Raw genomic sequence first — 20,827 nt, 5'->3', positions numbered from 1 at the left:
GTAGATTTCACAGGAAGCAAAGGGCCGTACAGATAAGATGGGGCATGGGCTTGTGAGCCGTCCTTCATCTGATCTCTGTGCGGCTCTTTCTGATGGCAAAAACGCAGCCCGGTGAAAAATTATGCTATAATGTGCCGGGTTATTTCTTTGGACTCTGCAGCAGAAAGAGGTTTGAAATGGCAAAGAAACCAATTGTTTTATTAATCATGGATGGCTTCGGTATTACAGATAAGACCGAGGGGAATGCGGTAAAGATGGCGAATACGCCTGTTCTGGATGATTTGATGGCCAATTGCCCCTATCAGCTGGGCTATGCTTCCGGGCTGGCCGTGGGCCTTCCGGACGGTCAGATGGGCAATTCGGAGGTTGGCCACATGAATATGGGAGCCGGCCGGATTGTCTACCAGGAGCTGACCAGGATTTCCAAGGCGATCGAGGACGGCGACTTTTTCAGGAATGAAGAGCTGCTCAAGGCATTTGACAATGCAAAGGCAAATAAGGGATCGGTTCATCTCTTCGGGCTCGTCTCTACGGGAGGAGTGCACTCCTACCTGGGACATCTGACCGGCCTTCTTGAGATGGCAAAAAAAGAGGGCGTTTCCAAGGTCTACGTCCATGCCTTTCTGGATGGAAGAGATACGCCTCCCACCTCTGCCCTTGGCTTTATCAAGGATCTGGAGGCGGATATGGCAAAGATCGGCGTCGGCCGCATCGCCTCTTTGTCCGGCCGTTATTACGCCATGGATCGGGACAATCGCTGGGATCGCGTCGAGAAGGCCTATAAGGTGCTGACCGCGGCTGACGGTAATGTCGCCAAGTCCGCGTCCGAAGCCCTGGAGGCTTCCTATGCCGCGGATGTCAATGATGAGTTTGTCATTCCGACCGCAATCATTCCGGAGGGGCAGGAGGCGGCTACGGTTAAAAATGGTGACTCTGTCATTTATTTCAATTTCCGCCCCGATCGCGCCCGCGAGATGACCAGGGCCTTCTGCGCCGACAGCTTCGATGGGTTTGACCGCGGCGACCGTGTCAAGACCACCTTTGTCACCTTCACGGACTATGACGAGACCATTCCCAACAAGCTGGTTGCTTTTAAGAAAGAGTCGATTGCCAATACCTTCGGTCAGTATCTGGCAGATCACAAGATGACCCAGGCCAGGATCGCCGAGACCGAGAAGTACGCCCACGTCACCTTCTTTTTCAACGGGGGTGTCGAGGAGCCGAATGAGGGGGAGGACCGTATCCTGGTCAAGAGTCCCAAGGTTGCAACCTACGATCTGCAGCCGGAGATGTCCGCTCCCGAGGTCTGTGACAAACTCTGCAATGCCATCAGATCTGGCAAGTATGACGTCATTGTCATCAATTTCGCCAATCCGGATATGGTCGGTCATACCGGCGTGATTCCGGCTGCGGTCAAGGCGGTTGAGACAGTGGACACCTGTGTCGGCAGGGCGGTCGAGGCTCTTAAGTCTGTTGGCGGCACCATGTTTATCTGCGCTGATCACGGCAACTGTGAGAAGATGATCGATTATGACACCAAGCAGCCCCATACGGCGCATACGACCAATCCGGTTCCCTTTATTCTGGTCAATGCGGACCCGGCTTACGGTCTGAAGGAGGGAGGAAAGCTCTGCGATATCATCCCAACTTTGATCGAGCTGATGGGGATGGAGAAGCCGGCTGAAATGACAGGTCAGTCTCTTCTGGTGCGCAAGTAAATTGCAGATTGATGAAAAAAATACAGAAAGATTCTGAGGGTCAAGGCAGGGCAATTCTATCGGATGTATGCTCTGTATAGATTTTACTGTCATGGATGAAGAGCGAGACAGCTGAATGCAGCCGTCTCGCTCTTTTCGCTATACATGATAGTGTGCTCGCAAAGTGTGTTTGTCTGTTTATTGAGTACGAATCATTCTGTGTGTTGATTATTTCATTTTATATCTGACCTGTATCTTGAAAAATAGCCAATTTGTGATTGCGATTTTTGTAAAGATCAACAATTTACAGGCCAAAGTGATGAGAATATCATTTTTTTAGACGGGGAACTTTTTGTGTCGTTATGGAGTGTGAAAGATGGGCGGTAAAATGATGAAAAAAAGCAGGATATGTACTTTGATCATCGTTTGTTTTCTACTCTTGCTCACAGCACTCAATTGCCTCAGAAATATAGATGTTGATCATAGTGTAAGAGAAAACTGGAAAGTATCCGTGTTTCCGGTTTTTGACTCTGTCATCGTCAGCAAAATCAGTGACAGAGGCCCCAGGGGAGGAGGAATAGAGTTTTATACGGTAAAGTCTCTTCTCCCAGCCAAAAGGAATTTGGGCCAGATTGAGTTGCTTTCTTCCGATGATCGCTTTGGTGATCGCTTTATTAAAACGACATATTCGTCCATTTCCCAGCTTGACAGCTGCCAGCTGGATCGGCTGAGGAAATCTGTCGGAGAGAAAAATTATAACTTGATCTGTCATTGCCATGATATTCTAAAAATTGAGAGGATCAAAGACCATGAGGAAGATGTGTCAGATCTGCTGGAGGGAGATGGCTTATCGGAAGAACAGATCCAGTCAATTAAAGACTTCGAAGAGACCCAAAACAGAATGGAGTTTATGCTGGTGTTTCAGTTGAACGACCGGGAGAGAGTCGTCTTTGAGTCACTCGATTGATCCGGGATCTAAGCTTTGGTCTTTGCCTTATCACACCTATTACGATTTCTAATATAGGGACATTGACTGATAAATACTCGCGCAAGACTGCTATAATATCCGCGTAGTCGGTTGACGCAAAGAGCGCGGATCCGCGCGAGGAGGAAGCAATGAGCGAGTTAAAGCCTATGATGGAGGGCAAGGTTCGTGAGGTATACGACAACGGCGACAGCATAATTATGTACGCTACCGACCGCATCTCAGCCTTCGATGTGATCTTAAAGAATAAGATCACAGGCAAGGGGGCCGTCTTAACCCAGATGTCCAAGTTCTGGTTTGATTACAGCTCTGACATTGTAAAAAATCATATGCTCTCCACAGATACAGCGGATATGCCTGCTTTTTTCCATAAACCCGAATTCGCCGGCCGTGTCATGAAGTGCAAGAAGCTGACCATGCTCCCCATTGAGTGCATCGTCCGCGGCTATATCACCGGTTCCGGCTGGGCCTCCTACAAGGAGAATGGCATGGTTTGCGGGATCAGGCTTCCCGAGGGCTTAAAGGAGTCCGATAAGCTCCCTGAGCCCATTTATACCCCTTCCACTAAGGCCCAGTACGGTCTTCACGACGAGAATATTCCATATGAGAAGTCTGTTGAGATCCTGGAGAGACTCTACCCGGGCAAAGGGGAAGCTTATGCTGCAAAGATCAGGGACTACACTCTTGCTCTCTACAAAAAGTGCGCGGATTACGCTCTGACCAGGGGGATTATCATTGCCGATACCAAGTTTGAGTTCGGCCTTGACGAGAATGGCGAGCTTGTCCTCGCCGACGAGATGTTAACCCCTGACTCCTCCCGCTTCTGGCCCTTAGAGGGTTATCAGCCGGGGCAGAGTCAGCCCTCCTTTGACAAGCAGTATGTCAGAGACTGGCTCAAGGCCAATCCCAAGAGCGATTACCTGCTTCCCGATGATGTTATCTCCAAGACCATTGACAAGTATCTTGAGGCCTATGAACTCTTGACGGGGGCTCCTCTTAACGTATAATTCTATTGTGATGCACAGATGGGGTTTCGGCTGGGATCCCATCTTTTCTTTTTGAGGATAAACGCTTGAAGAAATGTAAATTAGACCTGACCTTAGAAGCCAAGCCCATCCATGACGAGTGCGGCGTCTTCGGCATGTATGACTTTGACCACGGAGATGTAGCCAGCTCTATTTATTACGGCCTGTTTGCCCTGCAGCACAGGGGACAGGAGTCCTGCGGTATCGCCGTCTCTGATACCAGAGGACCCAAGGGGAATATGCTCTCCTATAAGGGAATGGGCCTGGTCAATGAGGTGTTTGACAATGACAGGCTGAGTGACCTGCACGGAGATATCGGCGTAGGACATGCCAGATATTCCACTGCGGGGGAATCTATATATGCCAATTCCCAGCCTTTGGTTTTGAATTATGTCAAGGGCACATTGGCCCTGGCACACAATGGCAATTTGGTCAACGCCAATGAGCTTCGCGCCAGATTATCTGAGACCGGCGCTATTTTTCAGACGACCATCGACACGGAGACCATTGCCTATCTGATCGCCAGATACCGGATCCATTCCGCCTCTGTCGAAGAGGCCGTCTCCAGGACCATCGACGACATCAAGGGGGCCTATTCGATTGTGATCGCCAGTCCCAGAAAGCTGATCGCCGCCAGAGATCCCTTTGGATTCAAGCCCCTTTGCATCGGAAGAAGAGACAATACCTATGTGGTCTCCTCCGAGTCCTGCGCTCTTGACACCATTGGCGCGGAATTTATCCGTGATGTCCTGCCGGGGGAGATTGTCACCATCAGTCCCGACGCCGGCATTCAGTCCGATACCAGCCACTGCCTGCCGGAAGACAAGATGGGCAGGTGCATCTTCGAGTACATCTATTTCTCCCGTCCCGATTCCATGATTGACGGGAAGTCGGTCTATGAGGCCAGAATCCGCGCGGGACGCTACCTTGCCCAGGATTCTCCGGTAGAAGCAGACCTGGTCGTCGGCGTCCCGGAATCCGGCAATGCCGCCGCCATGGGTTACGCTATGGAGTCCGGCATTCCCTATGGAACCGCCTTTTATAAGAATTCCTATGTGGGCCGGACCTTCATCAAGCCCAAGCAGAATGCCAGGGAATCGTCCGTCCGCGTCAAGTTAAATCCCATCCGGTCGGTTGTGGAGGGGAAGCGAATCATTATGATCGACGACTCCATTGTCCGGGGAACCACCTCCGGTCAGATCGTCTCCATGCTCAAGGAGGCGGGCGCAAGAGAGGTACATGTGCGCATTTCCTCCCCCGCCTTTCGCTATCCCTGTTATTTTGGGATTGATGTGCCGGCGAGGGACCAGCTGATTGCCTACCGCAGAACAGAAGAGGATATCCGTCAGCTTCTCGGGGCGGATTCCCTGGGGTATCTCAGCCTGGATCGACTGTCCCAGATGGTGGATGATCTGGCTATCTGCAAGGGCTGTTTTACCGGCGATTACCCTGTAGATCCCCCCGAAGAGGACATCCGGGGCAAGTTCGATGCCTGAGGACAGATAGTGATGACTGAGGAAAGATGTTATAGAAAAAAGGAGACACGATGAGCACAGATCGATATGAGAGCCCCCTGTCACAGCGCTATGCCAGCAAGGAGATGCAGTATATTTTCTCCCAGGATATGAAGTTCTCCACCTGGAGACGCCTGTGGATTGCTCTGGCGGAGACAGAGATGGAGCTTGGCCTGTCCCAGGACGGCAAGCCAGTTATCCGCCAGGAGATGATCGACGAGATGAAGAGTCACGTCACGGATATCAACTATGACGTGGCAAGAGAGCGCGAGAGAATTGTCCGACACGATGTAATGAGCCATGTCTACGCCTATGGGAAGCAGTGCCCCAAGGCGGCCGGCATTATCCATCTGGGAGCGACCTCCTGCTATGTCGGCGACAATACTGATATTATTATTATGCGCGACGCTCTGAGACTGATTCGAAAGAAGCTGCTCAATGTCATCTCCCAGCTGGCAGACTTCGCCGACCGCTATAAGAGCCTGCCCACGCTGGCTTTTACCCATTTTCAGCCCGCCCAGCCCACGACTGTCGGAAAGAGGGCAAGTCTCTGGATCAACGAATTTGTGATGGATTTAGAGGATCTGGACTATGTGCTGGCCAGTCTCAAGCTGCTGGGCTCCAAGGGAACCACAGGGACCCAGGCTTCCTTTTTGGAGCTCTTTGACGGCGATCAGGAGAGAATCGATAAGATTGACCCCATGATTGCCAAAAAGATGGGATTTTCTTCCTGCTATTCGGTATCCGGTCAGACCTATTCCCGCAAGGTGGACACCCGCGTGATCAATATTCTGGCGGGAATCGCGGCCTCCGCGACCAAGATGACCAATGATATCCGGATGCTGCAGCACATGAAGGAGGTGGAGGAGCCCTTCGAGAAGACCCAGATCGGTTCCTCCGCCATGGCCTACAAGAGAAATCCCATGCGGTCCGAGCGCATCGCCTCCCTGTCTCGCTATATCATTGCAGATGCCTTAAACCCCGCGATCACCTCGGCCACGCAGTGGTTTGAGAGGACTCTGGACGATTCCGCCAACAAGCGCCTGTCGATTCCCGAGGGCTTTTTGGCCTGTGACGGGGTTTTAGATCTCTGCATCAATGTGGTGGATGGCCTGGTTGTCTACCCGAAGGTCATCGAGAAGCATCTGAGAGCGGAGCTTCCCTTCATGGCGACGGAGAATATCATGATGGACGCCGTCAAAAACGGCGGCAACCGGCAGGAGCTGCATGAGCGCATCCGCCAGCTCTCCATGGAGGCCGGAAGGACAGTCAAGGTAGAGGGGAAGGACAATAATCTCCTGGAGCTGATTGCGGCTGACAAGAAGACCTTCGGCATGGATCTGTCAGATCTGGAGAGTCACATGGAGGGGATCCGCTATGTCGGGCGAGCCCCCCGTCAGGTGGAGGTCTATCTGCGCGATACCGTCCGGCCAATCCTTGACGCGAATGCAGACCTTCTGGGGCTGACAGCGGAGATCAATGTCTGAGCCTCAGGTCCTCTGAGAAGAATAATCCGACCGTATGCACAGGGCGTGATTAAAATAAATCAATCGATTTCAGGCGCTTTTCCCCGTCAAATCATTAAAATACGCAAAACGAAGAAGAGGCGAATTGGATATAATAGGGTGCGCAGGCAAGTCAGGTGCTTGCCTTGCTAAAAAGAAAGGAAGGTGGCCATGAAGTTTCAGTCTACATATCTGCAGGGCATTTATGATGGTCTGGTCGAGAGAAACGGGGAACAGACGGAGTTCCTTGAGGCGGCGGGAGAGGTATTAAGCTCTCTGGAGCCGGTTGTCGCAGCCAACCCCAGGCTGGAAGAGGAAGGGGTCATTGAGCGCCTGGTTGAGCCGGAGCGGGTGATCATGTTCCGTGTTCCCTGGGTGGATGACGCGGGAAAGGTACAGGTGAACCGCGGTTATCGTGTCCAGTTTAACTCGGCAATCGGTCCTTATAAGGGGGGCCTGCGCCTGCATCCCTCTGTCAATTTGTCCATCATCAAATTCCTGGGCTTTGAGCAGATCTTCAAGAATTCTCTGACCACCCTGCCCATTGGCGGCGGCAAGGGCGGATCCGACTTCGACCCGAAGGGCAAGTCCGACCGCGAGGTCATGCGTTTCTGCCAGTCCTTCATGACGGAGCTGCAGAGACACATCGGTCCGGACACCGATGTTCCCGCCGGAGATATCGGCGTGGGAGCTCGTGAGATCGGCTATCTCTACGGTCAGTACAAGAGGCTTCGCAACGAGTTCACAGGCGTTTTGACCGGCAAGGGCCTGGCCTATGGCGGATCTTTGGTCCGTACCGAGGCGACCGGCTATGGTCTCTGCTACTATACCCAGGAGATGCTTTCTGTCATGAAAAATGACTCCTTCAAGGGGAAGACGGTTGTGATCTCAGGGTCCGGGAATGTAGCGATCTACGCGGCGCAGAAGGCGACAGAACTGGGAGCTAAGGTAGTGACGATGTCTGACTCCAACGGCTATGTCTATGATCCTGAGGGAATTCAAGTCGACGTCGTCAAGCAGATCAAAGAGGTCGAGCGCGGACGGATTAAAGAGTACACCAAGCGCGTGCCCTCGGCCGAGTATCATGAGGGCTGCTCCGGCGTGTGGACGGTTGCCTGCGATATCGCCCTTCCCTGCGCCACGCAGAATGAGCTGTCTGAGGAATCCGCCAAGACCCTGATTGCCAACGGCGTGACTGCAGTTGCGGAGGGAGCAAATATGCCCTCTGTACCGGAGGCGGTCGAGGCCTTCCAGAAGGCAGGCGTCCTCTTCGGACCGGCCAAGGCGGCGAATGCCGGCGGCGTGGCCACCTCAGCCCTGGAGATGTCACAGAACTCCGAGCGCCTTCACTGGACCTTCGAGGAGACAGATGAGAAGCTCCATGGAATTATGATCCAGATCTTCCACGCTTCCTACGATGCGGCCAAAAAGTATGGCATGGACGGAAATCTGGTTGCCGGAGCCAACATCGCCGGATTTGAGAAGGTCGCCGAGGCCATGCTGGCTCAGGGGATCGCGTACTAATTCTGTTTTCGAGCCCCTTTTCAAGCTTGCAGGAATCACCTGTCTTGAGGATACAGATATTCCCATCCTCTTGAGGGCCTTTGACAGGAAGTCTTTGCTGTGCTATATTGCTTTTTGTTGTGTGCGGATGGATAGAATCCCTTTTGACAGAAGAGGAGTTTAGGAAATGATCGCGGTTTTAAAGACGGTTCTGACGGTGATTTTTGTCATTGTCTGCATTGTTTTGAATATTGTAATCTTGAGCCAGGAGGGCAAGGACGCGGGACTGGGTTCTCTGAGCGGCCAGGCTTCCAACACAGATTCCTACTGGAGCAAGAACAAGGGCCGTTCCCGGGAGGGCGTTCTGATCAAGCTGACTACGATTCTGGTCATTGTGTATTTTGTTGTGTCCGCAGCCTTGAATATGGGGCTTTTCAACTGAGAAAACGGGTTATTTTCGAGGGCTGTCAGATTCAGGCCGATCATCCTATCTCGCATGTGCATGCTTGTACAGCCGCGAATGGTGGTGGTCGGCTTTTTGATTCGGGGCAGCCGTATATTTTCAGGAGTGACAGGTGACAGATCACAGAACAAGAAGAAATCATAGATCCAATTCCTCTGGTTTTCACCGCGATGGAGGAAGAGGAACCGGCGCAGGGCGGAAAGGGACGGCGCGCAGGGAAGAGACCGAGGCGGATGAAGAGCTGAGCCGGATCCGTCATAAGCTCTTTTCCTTTATCTGCGACGACATCTATGTGCCGATGAAAGCCAGGGAATTAGAGCATCTGCTGGATGTTCCGGCGGATAAGAAGGAGATCTTTGAGCGGGCTTTGGATGATCTTGTCGCCATGCGAAAGATTGAGGTCAATGAACAGGGCAGATACCGCAAATCAACGGCAGCGCCCATGGAGGGAACCTTTATTGCCAATGCCAAGGGATTCGGCTTTGTCACGGTAGAGGGCCAGGACGAGGATTACTTCGTGCCGAGAGACTATGTGGGCGGGGCATTCCATGGAGACCTGGTGCAGATTTCCATTGTAAAGCGCGGAGATGACCAGGGACATCGGGCAGAGGCCAAGGTGACCAGGATTTTAAGCCGCGGCATTACGAGTTTGGTCGGAAGCTTTGAATTGAGTCGCCAGGGGACCTTCGGCTTCGTGGAGCCGGATCTCAGGAAAATTCCCGGGGATATCTTTATCCCTGCCTCTCAGACTAAGAACGCGATAACGGGAGATAAGGTTTTAGTCTCCATTACGGATTACGGGGCTAAGGACAAGGGACCGGAAGGAGCTGTCACAGAGATTATCGGACACAGGGGAGACAGGGGGGTGGATGTTTTATCCACACTGCGCGCCTATGAGATTCCCATGGATTTTCCTGAGCCTGTCCTGGAAGAGGCGGACCGGCTTGCGATTCCTGTGCCAAAGGAGGAAATTGCAAGGAGGAGGGATTTGCGGAAAATCCCCATGGTGACCATCGACGGGGAGGACTCCAAGGATCTGGATGACGCAGTCAGCCTTGAGCGAGAAGGGGACGGCTATCTGCTGGGGGTTCACATCGCGGATGTCTCCCACTATGTAAGGGAGAATTCGGCTCTGGACAAGGAGGCCCTGAAACGGGGAACCTCCGTCTATGTGGTGGACCGGGTGGTTCCCATGCTGCCGACGGCTCTCTCCAATGGAATGTGCTCTCTCAACGAGGGAGAGGATCGGCTGACCCTTTCCTGCCTGATGCATTTGAATTCTCTGGGACAGGTTGTCGATTATGAGATCTTAGAGTCGGTTGTCAATATTGACCGAAGAATGACCTACACGAAAGTCCAGGCAGTTCTTGACGAGGATCCGAAGGCTCTGAGAGACTATGCCGATTTCGCGGACACCTTTCGTCTGATGCTGGAGCTGTCCGAGAAGATCCGGGCGATTCGGACAGCCAGAGGGGCGATTGATTTCGACTTTCCCGAGACAGATATTATCCTGGATGAGAACGGGAGAGCGGTTGATCTGAGGCAGCATCCCAGAAATCAGGCGACCATGCTGATCGAGGACTTTATGCTGTCGGCCAATGAGTCTGTGGCCAGAGAGTTTGCCAGGCGAGAGATCCCCTTTCTCTACCGGACCCATGATAAGCCGGACGCGGAGCGCCTGCGCAATTTAAAGACCTATCTGGGAGCCCTGGGTTATGTCATGCATTCGGATCCTCAGAGGATCCGCCCGATTGAGATTCAAAATATCATGACTCAGATCGCCGGCAAGCCGGAGGAGAAGACCATCTCAACGATTGTCCTAAGGTCGATGCAGCAGGCCAAATACACCACGGACTCGATCGGCCATTTCGGCCTGGCCGCCAAATACTACTGCCATTTCACATCCCCCATCCGACGCTATCCGGATCTGATCATCCACCGTATTATCAAGGAGAATCTCGCCGGGAAATTCTCCCCGGAGCGGGCGGCTCACTATGAGGATATCATGCCTACGGTGGCGGTAGAGACTTCCAGGCTGGAGCGACGGGCTGTCGAGATCGAGCGGGATGTGGATCGCATGAAGAAGGTGGAGTACATGGAGGGGCATGTGGGAGAGACCTATGACGGCTGTGTATCGGGCGTCACGGGCTGGGGGCTCTATGTGGAGCTGCCCAATTCCGTCGAGGGGTTGATTCCCGTCTCCACACTGACAGACGACTACTATGAATTTTCCGAGGACACTTATGAGTTGATCGGAGAGCGCTTTCACCGGCATTTTAAGCTCGGTCAGTCTGTGCGGGTTCTGGTGTCTTCCGTGGACGCCAGGGCCTCCACCATTGATTTTGAATTGATAGGATAGGTGAGCGATGGCAGATACGAGTCATGTGCATTTGATCGCCAACAACAAGAAGGCCAGACACGAATATTTTCTGGATGAATTCTACGAGGCCGGAATTGAGCTGGCCGGCACGGAGGTCAAGTCTCTTCGCATGGGCAAATGCTCCATTAAGGAGGCGTGGGTGCGCATTCAAAACGGAGAGGTTTTCCTCTACCAGATGCATATTTCGCCCTATGAGAAGGGGAATCTCTTCAACCGGGATCCCCTGCGCCCCAGGAAGCTCCTTTTACACAAGGCGCAGATCCGCAAACTGGAGCAGCAGATCAAGACCAAGGGCTATACCATTGTACCTGTAAGAGTCTACTTTAAAAAGAGTCTTGCCAAGGTGGAGATCGCTTTGGCCCGGGGCAAAAAGCTCTATGACAAGAGGGCGGACTTAGCCAGGAGAGATCAGGAGCGCCAGGCTCAAAAGGAATTTAAAATCCGAAATCTCCGCTAGAAGCCGAAGGTGAAGGAAGTGTGTATTTGGCAGGGCATTCTTGTTTTTGCGAATAAATACATGTAAGATAATTCTGGAGCACGGTTGTATACGGAATCATCTGTAGAGTTCCGTTGCCTAACAGGGCTAGCAAAGGTTTCGACAGGGATCCTGCAGCTGGTGAAGCGAGCCGCATGGCGATGCGTTAAATGGCCAAATTAAATTTAAACGCTAAGAACAACTCTTTAGCAATCGCAGCCTGAGGGCTGTAACCCTCTTCTGATTCACCTGCGTGTCAGGGGCCGGGTTTCAAAAAGAGCAGGAAACGACATGCCCAAAGCTTTGAGGGCATGGGCGTAAAATGAAGCTACCAAGACCGCAAGGATGTCTGCTTCCGGGCGGCGGAGGGAATTTATAAAGAACAGACTACGCTCGTAGAAGAACAGGGAACGGGTTTTTGGACAGGGGTTCGATTCCCCTCTAGTCCATCAGGGATCTGGTTCAAGTAACGACTTGGATCCGGTCCCCTTTTCTTTATATTATTCATGGCAATTGAATGCCCTATGAGGAGGAAACCATGGCATATCAGAAAATCATGGTCGTTGATGATGAGATGCGTATCCGCAAGATTGTCCGCGACTTTTTGGTCAGGGACGGCTATGACGTCGTAGAGGCCCAGGACGGAGAGGAGGCCCTAGACCTCTTTTACCAGGATCATGAGATCGGACTGATTATCTTAGACGTCATGCTGCCGAAGCTCAGCGGCTTTGATGTGGCCAGAGAGATCCGGGAGACGTCCAAGGTGCCGATCGTCATCCTGACGGCCAAGTCCGATGAGCAGGATGAGCTGCAGGGCTTTGATATTGGGGTTGACGAGTACATCTCCAAGCCCTTTTCTCCCAAGACGCTCGTGGCGCGGGTACAGGCGATTCTGCGAAGAAGCGGCGTCGAAGAGCAGGCCAAGCTTCTGGAGGCCGGGGGGATCCGTCTGGATTTTGTCGCGCATACGGTGACCGTCGACGGCAGGGAGATTATGCTGTCCGCCAAGGAGTTTGAGCTTCTGGCCTACTTTATGGAGAACAGGGGAATCGCCCTCTCCAGAGAGAAAATCTTAAATTCGGTCTGGGACTACGACTACTTCGGAGACGCCAGAACCATTGATACTCATGTCAAGAAGCTCCGCGCCAAGATCGGCGAGAAGGGAAGCTATATCCGCACGATCTGGGGAATGGGATATAAGTTTGAGGTCAGTGAGTAAGGTGAGGCAAGAGGATCTGGTCGTGAAAAAGAAGAGGATCTGGACAGGAATCAACCAAAAAATTGTCATCATCTTTCTGGTTGTCATCAACGGATTAATTGTTCTGACATTTTTGATCAACTTTTTCTTGCTCAAGGATTACTACGCGCGCAATAAGGTGGGAAATCTGGAGAAGGTCTACGGTATCTTCGAGGATCAGTCCAGGGACGGTCATATCTATTCCCCGGACTACCGCCTGCAGTTTGAGCAGATCTGCGCCAACTTCAACCTCGACGCTGTGGTTACAAGCGGCAGCGGAGACCTCCTTTTATCATCCATGGATGAGAGCTCAGCCATCCCGGGAAGCCTGCGCAAGGTTTTAGCGGAGAACAGGGATCTTCCGGTTCCGTCCACAAGTGACGAGAATCCCAGTTCCCGCCAGATTCGCGTTGCGGATTCACACACACACGAGGAATACCTGGTTCTGATCGGACGATTCACTGACGGCAATTTCATTGTGATTCGAAGCGGAGTGGAGTCGCTCAAGGAGGCGGCCTTCATTCTGCGCAAAACCCTCTTCATCGCGGGAACGATCTCCGTGATCTTATCTGTTCTGGTGGGAGGACTCGCCGCCCGCATGATCACCGAGCGGATCCGCCGCATGCAGAAGCTGGCCCGGCGGATGTCTGACTTGGATTTTGACGCCAAGTACCAGCGGACAACGAATTATGATGAGCTGGATGATCTGGGAGAGAGCTTAAATGAGCTCTCCGGGAAATTGCAGACAAGCATCGGTGAACTGAAGACGGCCAACAACGATCTGAAGAAGGGGCTTGAGATCCGTGACAAGCAGGAGAAGATGCGCAGGGAATTCCTCTCCAACGCCTCTCACGAGCTCAAGACGCCCATCGCGGTCATCCAGGGATACGCGGAGGGTCTGCAGGATGGGATCGCGCAGACGCCGGAGGATATTCAATTTTATACGGAGACCATTTTAGATGAGGCGAATCGCATGAATCGCCTGGTTCGGCAGATGATTAATCTCAATACCCTGGAGTATGGGAAAAATATGGTTTCCATGGAGCGTTTCGATCTCATGGCCTCCGTCCGGTCCCTCGTCGCTTCGCAGAAGATTCTCGCGAGCGGAATGCGGATTGATATCGAGCCTGAGAATGAGCCGATTCATATTTGGGCGGACCCAACTATGACCGAACAGGTGATCAGTAATTATCTGAGCAATGCCATTCACTACTGCGGAGGCAGGAAGGAGATTCGCCTGCGGGCCAAAAGAGAACCCAAAAGAGTCCGCTTCTCGGTCTTTAATACAGGAGACCCCATTCCTGAGGCCGCTCTTGACCACCTCTTCGAGAAATTCTACAAGGTGGACAAGGCCAGAAGCCGCGCCTACGGGGGATCCGGCATCGGTTTATCTGTCGTCAAGGCGATCTCCGAGTCCTTTCAGCAGGAGTGCGGAGTCATCAATCATAAAGACGGCGTGGAGTTCTATTTTACTTTTGATACGACAAATGCCTGACAGGAGAGAATTATGCTGGCAATCATCGACTATGACGCCGGGAATATCAGAAGCGTTGAGAAGGCCTGCCGGGCTGTCGGCTCACAGGCTCTTCTGACGAGGGATCCTGAACGAATCCTGTCCGCGGATCATATTATCCTGCCCGGGGTCGGATCCTTTGGCCAGGCGATGGAGCGTCTCCACTCCTATGGACTGGTTCCGGTCATCCAGGAGGCGGTCGCAAGAGAGATCCCCTTCCTGGGAATCTGCCTGGGGCTGCAGCTGCTCTTTTCCTTCAGCCAGGAGAGTCCGCGAGTCAGTGGACTTGGACTTTTGCCGGGAGGTATTTATCGGATCCCCAATCAGGAGGGGGTTAAGATTCCCCATATCGGCTGGAATTCTCTGTCTTTTCCTAGGGAGGGAAGGCTCTTTTACGGGCTTAAGGAAGAGGATTATGTCTACTTCGTCCACTCCTACTATCTGAGGGCCAATGATCCATCCATCGTGACAAGCACAACACAATACGGAGGGGTGCGGATGGACAGCTCCGTGGAGAGAGGAAAGCTCTTCGCCTGTCAGTTTCACCCTGAGAAGAGCTCTCATGTAGGGCTTCGGATTCTGCGTAACTTTCTGGAGGTGTGACCATGTTTACCAAGAGGGTGATCCCCTGCCTGGACGTCAAGGACGGCCGGGTGGTCAAGGGGGTGAACTTTGTTGATTTAAGGGACGCTGGAGATCCGGTCGACATTGCCAGGGCCTACGACGCGGCCGGGGCGGATGAGCTGGTCTTTCTCGACATCACGGCCTCCAGTGATCAGAGGGCAACGGTGATCGATATGGTAAGAGCGGTCGCCGCCGAGGTCTTTATCCCCTTTACCGTAGGCGGAGGAATTCGCAGTGTGGACGATTTCAAGTCCCTTCTGGCGGAGGGGGCTGACAAAATCTCCGTCAATTCCGCGGCGATCGATCATCCCGAGCTTCTGACCCAGGCGGCGGATAAATTCGGGAGTCAGTGCGTGGTTCTGGCGATTGATGCCAGGCGAAGGGAGGACGGATCGGGCTGGGAGGTCTATCAGCAGGGCGGGCGTCTCAACACCCGTATGGATGCCGTGGCCTGGGCGAAAGAGGCGGTCGCTCGCGGGGCCGGAGAGATCCTTCTGACCTCGATGGACTGTGACGGGACGAAAGACGGCTATGATATCTCCCTGACCAGGGCGATCGCGGGGGAGGTTTCGGTTCCGGTGATTGCCTCCGGTGGCGCCGGGAGGAAGGAGCATTTCTATGATGCCCTGACAAAGGGCGGGGCGGACGCGGTCTTGGCGGCCTCTCTCTTTCACTACGGAGAACTGGAGATCCGGGAATTGAAGGAATATCTCCGGGGACGGGGGATTTCTGTGAGACTGTAGGGCCTGTAGCATTTCTCTGAGAGACGCATGCTTTTGCCTAAGAGACGCGGAGAAGGATTTCTCCTGAGGAATTCGGGTTCCGACGATGTTAGTGTGGATTTTAATCTGGAGGTTGTATGGCGGCAATTGAAAACGACTGGCTCCCGGCTCTTGAGCCGGAATTTCACAAGGACTACTACAGGAAGCTCTATCTTCGCATGAAGGAGGAGTACCACAGCTACGTCATTTATCCCCCCTCTGAGGAGATCTTCAATGCCTTTCACTTAACCCCCCTTTCCAAGGTTAAAGTGGTGATCCTGGGACAGGATCCCTATCATGAGCCGGGACAGGCACAGGGACTCTGTTTTTCCGTCAGAAAGGGCGTTCGGATCCCTCCTTCTCTGGCCAATATCTACCAGGAGCTGAACAGGGATCTGGGATGCTATATCCCTAATCATGGTTCCCTGGTCAAATGGGCCGAGCAGGGGGTTTTGCTCCTCAACACGGTCCTTGCGGTGAGGGCTCATCAGGCGAACTCTCTCAGGGGAATCGGCTGGGAAGAGTTCACAGACGCCGCGATCCGGGTTTTAAACGAGAGAAATCAGCCGATCGTCTTCATGCTCTGGGGATCGTCCGCGCAGGCCAAGGCTGCTATGCTCGATCACCCGGGACACCTGATCTTAAAGGCGCCCCATCCCAGTCCCCTGTCCGCCTACCGGGGGTTCTTCGGCTGCGGGCATTTCTCCAAGTGCAACGAGTATTTAAAAGAGCAGGGGCTTGAGCCGATCGACTGGCAGATTGAGAATGTCTGAGGAATTGCCCAAAGAAAGAAAAAGATATCAGGGAAATTGAGTAAAATTCTGTCCGCGTCTGCGGGCGGAATTTTTTGAATGATGCGATCAGGGAGGGCGGAAAGCTGACGTATTTGCGGGCGGAATTTTTTGAATGACGCGATTAGGGAGGTGGCGGAAAGCTGACGCGCCCACGGGCAGAACTTTTACTTATAAGCGGAGTCTGCGCGCAGTATTAATATTCGGAATAAGTGAAAGAGAGGATCATTGTCTATAATAGTGAAGTAGCTCAGTCTCAAGCAGGAGGATTTCAATGAAGATACGTTCACTGAAGAGAGAACTCGCGGGCAATTCCTACCCCGGACGAGGGATTATCTTAGGCAAGTCCGAGGACGGCAGGTCCGCCGTCGTCGCTTATTTCATTATGGGACGAAGCGAGAACAGCAGAAACCGGATTTTTGTGGAGGAGGAAGGCGGAATTCGCACACAGGCCTATGATCCGTCCAAGCTGGAAGATCCGAGCCTGATTATTTACGCGCCGGTTCGCCTGCTGGATGACATGTTGATCGTCAGCAACGGGGACCAGACGGATACCATCTATGATGGGATGAGGGCTGGCAAAAGCTTTGAGGAAGCTCTGAGAAAGAGATGCTTTGAGCCGGACGCCCCCAATTATACCCCGCGTATTTCCGGACTGCTTGAACTGGAAGAGGACGGATGCGCTATCTCCCTGTCGATTTTAAAGAGTCACAATGGAAATCCAACCCAGTGCGACCGTCAGACCTATTGCTATGACAAGCCCTTTGCGGGCGAGGGCTACTTTATTCACACCTATCAATCCGACGGAGACCCCCTCCCCTCCTATGAGGGAGAACCTACCCTCTTAGCTCTGACCGGAGATATTGACAGTCTGGCAGAGGAGATTTGGTCTTCTCTTGACGAGGACAACAGGGTCTCTCTCTTTGTCCGCTATATTAATCTGAAAGATAAGAGCAGCCAAACCAGAATCATCAACAAGAATAGCTGAAGGAGTCTTGGATTTCGAATTGTAGAAGAATGCCAGGATAAAGGAGAGTGGAATGAAGGAACTGGAACTGAAATACGGATGCAACCCCAATCAGAAGCCCTCGCGCATTTTCATGGAAAACGGCTCGGATCTGCCGGTTACCGTCCTCAATGGAAGACCGGGCTATATTAACTTTCTGGACGCCCTGAACGGATGGCAGCTGGTCAGCGAGCTCAAGCGGGTGACCGGGATTGCGGCAGCGAGCTCATTTAAGCATGTCTCTCCGGCGGGGGCGGCTCTTGGCCTTCCCCTGAGCGATACGCTCAGGAAAATCTACTGGGTGGACGACATGGATATCGACTGGACTCCGCTGGCAAATGCCTATGCCAGGGCCAGAGGGGCGGACCGCATGTCTTCCTTTGGAGATTTTATCGCCCTGTCTGACGAGTGCGATGTCTCTACGGCCCAGCTGATCAAAAGAGAGGTCTCTGACGGGGTGATCGCTCCCTCCTATTCAAAAGAGGCGCTTGCGATTCTCAGGGAGAAGAAAAAGGGCAGCTACAATGTCATTCAGATCGACCCCTCCTATGTCCCCGCGCCTCTTGAGGTCAAACAGGTCTATGGCATCAGCTTTGAGCAGGGGAGAAATGAACTGAATATTGACGAGACCTTCTTCGACCACCTGGTCTCCGCAAACAAGAATCTGCCCGCCTCGGCCAAACGCGATCTGGCGATCAGCATGATCACCCTCAAGTACACCCAGTCCAATTCCGTCTGCTATGTCAAGGATGGGCAGGCGATCGGTATCGGGGCAGGTCAGCAGTCCAGAATTCACTGCACCAGACTGGCGGGCCAGAAGGCGGATAACTGGTGGCTGAGGCAGAATCCCCGGGTCATGGGGCTTTCCTTCCTCGATGGCATCAAGAGAGCGGATCGGGACAATGCCATCGATCTCTATATCGGCGATGAGTATGAGGACCTCCTTGCGGATGGCGCCTGGCAGAAGGTATTTACGAGCAGACCGCCTGTCTTTACGGCAGAAGAAAAGAGGGCATGGCTGGCCGAAAACCATGGGGTCGCTCTGGGCTCGGACGCCTTCTTCCCCTTCGGAGACAACATTGAGAGAGCGCATAAGTCCGGTGTGTCCTATGTGGCGGAGCCAGGCGGATCCATCCGCGATGACAATGTGATTGCCTGCTGCGATAAGTACGGCATGACTTTGTCCTTTACCGGAATCCGTCTCTTTCACCACTGATCGGTCATCCATATATGTTCACAGCTCTTTCATCACTCTTTTTTTCGGGCGATTGAAAATGAAATGACTCTATGTATAATGGTAATTGATGCGTCTTTCTGATCCATATTGAGATGTATTCCGAAGACGAAGCTGTTTTCGGCGGTTGCTTATCCATTCCAGATAAGAAAGAGGTTTAAAATGGCAAATGTAGATTTAACAAAGTATGGCATCACGGGTACGACCGAGATTGTCTACAATCCTTCCTATGAGCAGCTCTTTGCCGAGGAGACCAAGGAGTCTCTTGAGGGCTATGAGAAGGGGACAGTGACGGAGCTTGGAGCCGTTAATGTCATGACAGGCATTTACACCGGCCGCTCACCCAAAGATAAGTTTATTGTTATGGATGAGAATTCCAGGGATACGGTCTGGTGGACTTCTGAGGAGTATCCGAATGATAATCACCCCGCCTCTGAGGAGGCCTGGCAGGCAGTCAAGGAGATCGCCAAAAAGGAGCTCTCCAATAAGAGACTCTTTGTGGTCGACGGTTTCTGCGGCGCCAACAAAGAGACCCGTATGGCAGTTCGTTTTATCGTAGAGGTCGCCTGGCAGGCGCATTTCGTACGCAATATGTTTATCAAGCCGACAGCGGAGGAGCAGGAGAATTTCGAGCCTGACTTCGTTGTCTACAACGCCTCTAAGGCAAAGGTTGAGAATTACAGAGAACTGGGTCTGAACTCCGAGACCGCTGTCCTCTTCAACATCACTTCCCGCGAGCAGGTCATTGTCAACACCTGGTACGGCGGCGAGATGAAGAAGGGAATGTTCTCCATGATGAACTATTTCCTTCCCTTAAAGGGCATGGCTTCCATGCACTGCTCCGCCAACACCGATCTGAATGGTGAGCATACCACCATCTTCTTCGGCCTGTCCGGCACGGGAAAGACTACCCTGTCGACTGATCCCAAGCGTCTTCTGATCGGCGATGATGAGCACGGCTGGGACGACAATGGCGTCTTCAATTTCGAGGGCGGATGCTATGCCAAGGTGATCAATCTTGACCCCGAGGCGGAGCCTGACATCTACGGAGCCATTAAGCGCGACGCTCTCTTAGAGAACGTAACGGTTGATGAGAACGGCAAGATTGACTTCGCGGATAAGAGCGTGACGGAGAATACGCGTGTCTCTTATCCCATCAACCATATCAAGAGCATTGTAAAGCCCATCTCTCACGGCCCTGCCGCCGAGAATGTCGTCTTCCTGTCAGCAGACGCTTTCGGAGTACTGCCTCCGGTATCCATTCTGACTCCCGAGCAGACCAAGTATTACTTCCTGTCCGGATTCACCGCCAAGCTTGCCGGTACAGAGCGCGGGATTACCGAGCCCACCCCCACCTTCTCCGCATGCTTCGGTCAGGCTTTCCTGGAGCTGCATCCCACCAAGTACGCAGAGGAGCTGGTCAAGAAGATGGAGAAGAACGGAGCCAAGGCATACCTGGTCAACACCGGCTGGAATGGTTCGGGCAAGCGCATTTCCATCAAGGACACCCGCGGCATCATTGACGCCATCCAGAATGGCGACGTCAACAAGGCGCCCACCAAGAAGATTCCGGTATTTGACTTTGAGGTTCCCACGGAGCTTCCCGGAGTAGATCCTGCCATCTTAGATCCCCGCGATACCTACGCGGACGTTTCTGAGTGGAATACAAAGGCCGCTGATCTGGCCGCAAGATTCCAGAAGAATTTCAAGAAGTATGAGAACAATGAGGCTGGCAAGGCCTTAGTTGCTGCAGGCCCCAAGGCCTGACCCTCTTTCTCCCGCGAAATAAGGTGGGAGAGGATACTGTGAATTCCTGCCCGGGTCAGTACCTGTAACAAAAATATTAATAAAAACCGCTGTAGCCCGTGATTGTGGTGTGCATCCCGTCAAGTAGACAATTGAAAAACAAAAAAGTTTTCCTGTCCGGCATTAATGCCGGGCAGTTTTCATGCTGTCCCCAACAGTTTTATTTCATGGTATTCCATTGGGGTCATGACTTTCAGTTTTCTCTGTACACGTTTGCCCGTATAATAGGTCATATATTTTTCAATTGCTTTAAGAAGTTCTTCTTTCGTTCTGAACTTACGCCCATAGTACATTTCACGTTTCATGAT

At 52.7% G+C, this 20,827-nt stretch carries 18 protein-coding genes and 1 other RNA gene; 18 read left to right on the top strand and 1 reads right to left on the bottom strand.

The features are described from left to right. The first annotated feature begins 176 nt into the window (after nt 1-176). The 18 genes from gpmI (at nt 177) to pckA (ending at nt 20,480) form a co-directional block, all read left to right on the top strand. The gene (gene gpmI, locus GCWU000342_RS03645) at nt 177-1,718 is read left to right on the top strand and encodes a 2,3-bisphosphoglycerate-independent phosphoglycerate mutase (protein WP_045000245.1); all 1,542 of its coding nucleotides are present in this window, start codon (nt 177-179) and stop codon (nt 1,716-1,718) included. Between the two features lie 355 nt (nt 1,719-2,073). Next, complete coding sequence (locus GCWU000342_RS03640) at nt 2,074-2,664, top strand: hypothetical protein (protein ID WP_006905909.1); 591 nt, start codon at nt 2,074-2,076, stop codon at nt 2,662-2,664. Between the two features lie 149 nt (nt 2,665-2,813). Beyond that, nucleotides 2,814-3,689, top strand: a complete 876-nt coding sequence (locus GCWU000342_RS03635; RefSeq protein WP_006905908.1) for a phosphoribosylaminoimidazolesuccinocarboxamide synthase — start codon at nt 2,814-2,816, stop codon at nt 3,687-3,689. A gap of 65 nt (nt 3,690-3,754) precedes the next feature. Continuing rightward, on the top strand, nt 3,755-5,203 hold the full coding sequence (gene purF, locus GCWU000342_RS03630) for an amidophosphoribosyltransferase (RefSeq protein WP_006905907.1): 1,449 nt from the start codon (nt 3,755-3,757) through the stop codon (nt 5,201-5,203). Nucleotides 5,204-5,253: 50 nt separating this feature from the next. After that, complete coding sequence (purB, locus tag GCWU000342_RS03625) at nt 5,254-6,708, top strand: adenylosuccinate lyase (RefSeq protein WP_006905906.1); 1,455 nt, start codon at nt 5,254-5,256, stop codon at nt 6,706-6,708. Nucleotides 6,709-6,897: 189 nt separating this feature from the next. Further along, nucleotides 6,898-8,250 carry an NADP-specific glutamate dehydrogenase gene (gene gdhA, locus GCWU000342_RS03620; protein ID WP_006905905.1) on the top strand — a complete coding sequence of 451 codons (1,353 nt, stop codon included), beginning with the start codon at nt 6,898-6,900 and terminating at the stop codon, nt 8,248-8,250. Nucleotides 8,251-8,416: 166 nt separating this feature from the next. Further along, complete coding sequence (gene secG / locus GCWU000342_RS03615; protein ID WP_006905904.1) at nt 8,417-8,671, top strand: preprotein translocase subunit SecG; 255 nt, start codon at nt 8,417-8,419, stop codon at nt 8,669-8,671. Between the two features lie 262 nt (nt 8,672-8,933). Beyond that, nucleotides 8,934-11,051 carry a ribonuclease R gene (rnr, locus tag GCWU000342_RS03610; protein ID WP_045000637.1) on the top strand — a complete coding sequence of 706 codons (2,118 nt, stop codon included), beginning with the start codon at nt 8,934-8,936 and terminating at the stop codon, nt 11,049-11,051. 7 nt (nt 11,052-11,058) lie between these two features. Then, nucleotides 11,059-11,529 (top strand): SsrA-binding protein SmpB, encoded by a 471-nt coding sequence (smpB, locus tag GCWU000342_RS03605; RefSeq protein WP_006905902.1) that lies wholly within the window; start codon nt 11,059-11,061, stop codon nt 11,527-11,529. A 123-nt stretch (nt 11,530-11,652) separates the two neighbouring features. Continuing rightward, nucleotides 11,653-11,999, top strand: a transfer-messenger RNA (tmRNA) gene (gene ssrA, locus GCWU000342_RS10140). Between the two features lie 86 nt (nt 12,000-12,085). Continuing rightward, nucleotides 12,086-12,766, top strand: a complete 681-nt coding sequence (locus GCWU000342_RS03600; protein ID WP_044960853.1) for a response regulator transcription factor — start codon at nt 12,086-12,088, stop codon at nt 12,764-12,766. Nucleotides 12,767-12,788: 22 nt separating this feature from the next. Next, nucleotides 12,789-14,279, top strand: coding sequence for a sensor histidine kinase (locus GCWU000342_RS03595; RefSeq protein ID WP_044960855.1), 1,491 nt, complete (start codon nt 12,789-12,791; stop codon nt 14,277-14,279). Nucleotides 14,280-14,291: 12 nt separating this feature from the next. After that, nucleotides 14,292-14,900, top strand: a complete 609-nt coding sequence (gene hisH, locus GCWU000342_RS03590; protein WP_006905899.1) for an imidazole glycerol phosphate synthase subunit HisH — start codon at nt 14,292-14,294, stop codon at nt 14,898-14,900. Between the two features lie 2 nt (nt 14,901-14,902). Further along, a complete protein-coding gene (gene hisF, locus GCWU000342_RS03585; protein ID WP_006905898.1) occupies nt 14,903-15,664 on the top strand; it encodes an imidazole glycerol phosphate synthase subunit HisF in 762 nt (253 codons plus the stop codon). A gap of 116 nt (nt 15,665-15,780) precedes the next feature. Beyond that, on the top strand, nt 15,781-16,455 hold the full coding sequence (gene ung / locus GCWU000342_RS03580) for a uracil-DNA glycosylase (protein WP_006905897.1): 675 nt from the start codon (nt 15,781-15,783) through the stop codon (nt 16,453-16,455). 292 nt (nt 16,456-16,747) lie between these two features. Continuing rightward, entirely contained in the window at nt 16,748-17,461 is a 714-nt protein-coding gene (locus GCWU000342_RS03575; protein ID WP_006905896.1) for an IMP cyclohydrolase, read from the top strand. 37 nt (nt 17,462-17,498) lie between these two features. Next, the gene (locus tag GCWU000342_RS03570; protein ID WP_330360273.1) at nt 17,499-18,695 is read left to right on the top strand and encodes a phosphoribosylaminoimidazolecarboxamide formyltransferase; all 1,197 of its coding nucleotides are present in this window, start codon (nt 17,499-17,501) and stop codon (nt 18,693-18,695) included. Between the two features lie 180 nt (nt 18,696-18,875). Next, nucleotides 18,876-20,480, top strand: a complete 1,605-nt coding sequence (gene pckA / locus GCWU000342_RS03565; protein WP_006905893.1) for a phosphoenolpyruvate carboxykinase (ATP) — start codon at nt 18,876-18,878, stop codon at nt 20,478-20,480. A 179-nt stretch (nt 20,481-20,659) separates the two neighbouring features. Here pckA and GCWU000342_RS11035 read toward each other — a convergent pair whose 3' ends face one another. Next, entirely contained in the window at nt 20,660-20,824 is a 165-nt protein-coding gene (locus tag GCWU000342_RS11035) for an IS3 family transposase (RefSeq protein WP_408640210.1), read from the bottom strand. Between the last annotated feature and the right edge of the window lie 3 nt (nt 20,825-20,827).

Origin of the sequence: Shuttleworthella satelles DSM 14600 (assembly GCF_000160115.1) — a bacterium.
Lineage (GTDB): Bacteria > Bacillota > Clostridia > Lachnospirales > Lachnospiraceae > Shuttleworthia > Shuttleworthia satelles.
This window is presented reverse-complemented; position numbering and strand designations above follow the sequence as displayed.

Excerpts from the sequence above, each read along its gene's own strand:
- gpmI (WP_045000245.1), top strand. The coding sequence starts at position 177 with ATGGCAAAGAAACCAATTGTTTTATTAATCATGGATGGCTTCGGTATT.
- GCWU000342_RS03640 (WP_006905909.1), top strand. The coding sequence starts at position 2,074 with ATGGGCGGTAAAATGATGAAAAAAAGCAGGATATGTACTTTGATCATC.
- GCWU000342_RS03635 (WP_006905908.1), top strand. The coding sequence starts at position 2,814 with ATGAGCGAGTTAAAGCCTATGATGGAGGGCAAGGTTCGTGAGGTATAC.
- purB (WP_006905906.1), top strand. The coding sequence starts at position 5,254 with ATGAGCACAGATCGATATGAGAGCCCCCTGTCACAGCGCTATGCCAGC.
- gdhA (WP_006905905.1), top strand. The coding sequence starts at position 6,898 with ATGAAGTTTCAGTCTACATATCTGCAGGGCATTTATGATGGTCTGGTC.
- secG (WP_006905904.1), top strand. The coding sequence starts at position 8,417 with ATGATCGCGGTTTTAAAGACGGTTCTGACGGTGATTTTTGTCATTGTC.
- smpB (WP_006905902.1), top strand. The coding sequence starts at position 11,059 with ATGGCAGATACGAGTCATGTGCATTTGATCGCCAACAACAAGAAGGCC.
- GCWU000342_RS03600 (WP_044960853.1), top strand. The coding sequence starts at position 12,086 with ATGGCATATCAGAAAATCATGGTCGTTGATGATGAGATGCGTATCCGC.
- hisH (WP_006905899.1), top strand. The coding sequence starts at position 14,292 with ATGCTGGCAATCATCGACTATGACGCCGGGAATATCAGAAGCGTTGAG.
- hisF (WP_006905898.1), top strand. The coding sequence starts at position 14,903 with ATGTTTACCAAGAGGGTGATCCCCTGCCTGGACGTCAAGGACGGCCGG.
- ung (WP_006905897.1), top strand. The coding sequence starts at position 15,781 with ATGGCGGCAATTGAAAACGACTGGCTCCCGGCTCTTGAGCCGGAATTT.
- GCWU000342_RS03575 (WP_006905896.1), top strand. The coding sequence starts at position 16,748 with ATGAAGATACGTTCACTGAAGAGAGAACTCGCGGGCAATTCCTACCCC.
- pckA (WP_006905893.1), top strand. The coding sequence starts at position 18,876 with ATGGCAAATGTAGATTTAACAAAGTATGGCATCACGGGTACGACCGAG.
- GCWU000342_RS11035 (WP_408640210.1), bottom strand. The coding sequence starts at position 20,824 with ATGAAACGTGAAATGTACTATGGGCGTAAGTTCAGAACGAAAGAAGAA.